Source organism: Pokkaliibacter plantistimulans (genome assembly GCF_003194385.1).
Taxonomy (GTDB): domain Bacteria; phylum Pseudomonadota; class Gammaproteobacteria; order Pseudomonadales; family Balneatricaceae; genus Pokkaliibacter; species Pokkaliibacter plantistimulans.
In genome coordinates this window covers 1-1,283 of the sequence record NZ_LAPT01000158.1, presented here as the reverse complement: position 1 = coordinate 1,283, position 1,283 = coordinate 1, and the positions used below count along the sequence as shown (strand labels likewise).

Below are 1,283 nucleotides of genomic sequence, written 5' to 3'. Positions count from 1 at the left end.
AGCGGGTGACAAGGCGGTGCCCGGCGCCGCGGTATTCAGTAATGAGGTTGCCAAAGCCGTCGTATTCGAGGTGGCGGTCGCCCTGCACGGTGAGGCGGTTGCCCTGGGCGCTGTGGCCGTAGGGGCTGGCGTCGGGGTCGGTGGGGTCGCGCTGGTTGAGCAGGTTGCCCGCCGGGTCGTGGTGGAACTGTTCTTCGATGGCGCCGCGCACGGCGGTGAGCCGGTCGAGGGGGTCGTAGTCGTAATGCAGGGTGCCTTTGTCGCTGTCGTCGAGGGTGATGAGGTTGCCCACGGCGTTGTACTGGTAGCGACGCTGGTGGATGGGCCCACGCTGGCCGGTGCGATGGCGTTGCTGTTCGGTCAGGCGGCCCTGTTCGTCGTAGTGCCAGGTGCTGGTGAGGGCGCCCTGCCAGCGGCTGACTTCCTGACCGTACTCGTGGCTGTGGCGGGTCAGGGGTTGGTCGTTGAGGTCGATTCCGCTGAGCTGGCTGTGGGGGCCGTAGTGGTAGTGCAGGCGGTTGCCGTCGGGCAGTTTGAGGCGGTTGAGGCGGCCCAGGTGGTCGTAGCCGTAGCGCAGGGTGTGGCGTTGCTGGTGTTCGGCAATCAGGCGGCCCAGCGCGTCGTATTCGAAGTACAGCGGCCAGTGGCCGTCATCGACCTGCAGCAGCTGGCCGTGCGGGTCGTAGTGGTAGTGGATGCGCTGGCCATCGGGCAGGATTTTTTCCGTCAGGCGGCCCATCACGTCGCGTTTAAACCGGGTGGTGAGGGTGGCGGCTTCGGTGTTGTCCTGGGGGCTAGCCGCAGAGGTCGCACCGGGTGCGGGGGCAGCGATTTCGGTTTTTTCGGTCAGGCGGCCAGCAAGATCGTAGTCATACCGGGTGGTGCGCCCGGCAAAGTCGGTTTCTTCTTTGACCAGCCCGCTGGGGTGGTAGCTCAGGCGGTAGTGGTCGCCGTTTTCGTTTTCGATGTCGGTCAGCTGCAGGCGACGGTCGTCGTAGCGGAAGCGCAGGGTGCTGCCGTCCGGGTTGCGCTGGGCGGTGACGAGGTGCAGCGGCTGGGCATAGTCGTATTCGGTGGTGCGGCCCTGTTCGTCGGTATAGCGGCGCAGCTTGCCGTAGGCGTTGTAGTCATACTGGCGACTGGCCCCGCCGGGCAGGGTCAGCCGCGTCAGGCGGTTGAGCTTGTCGTAGGCGTAGCGGGTGATGGCGCCGCGTTCATCCTGCCGCAGCACCTGGCGGCCCTGGGCATCGTAGCGGTAGGTGCGCTGGCCGCCGTCGGGTACG

1 pseudogene is annotated in these 1,283 nt (G+C 66.6%); it reads right to left on the bottom strand.

The annotated features are described in order from the left end of the window. Nucleotides 1–1,283, bottom strand: a pseudogene (locus WH50_RS25095) (hypothetical protein); the annotation flags it as partial.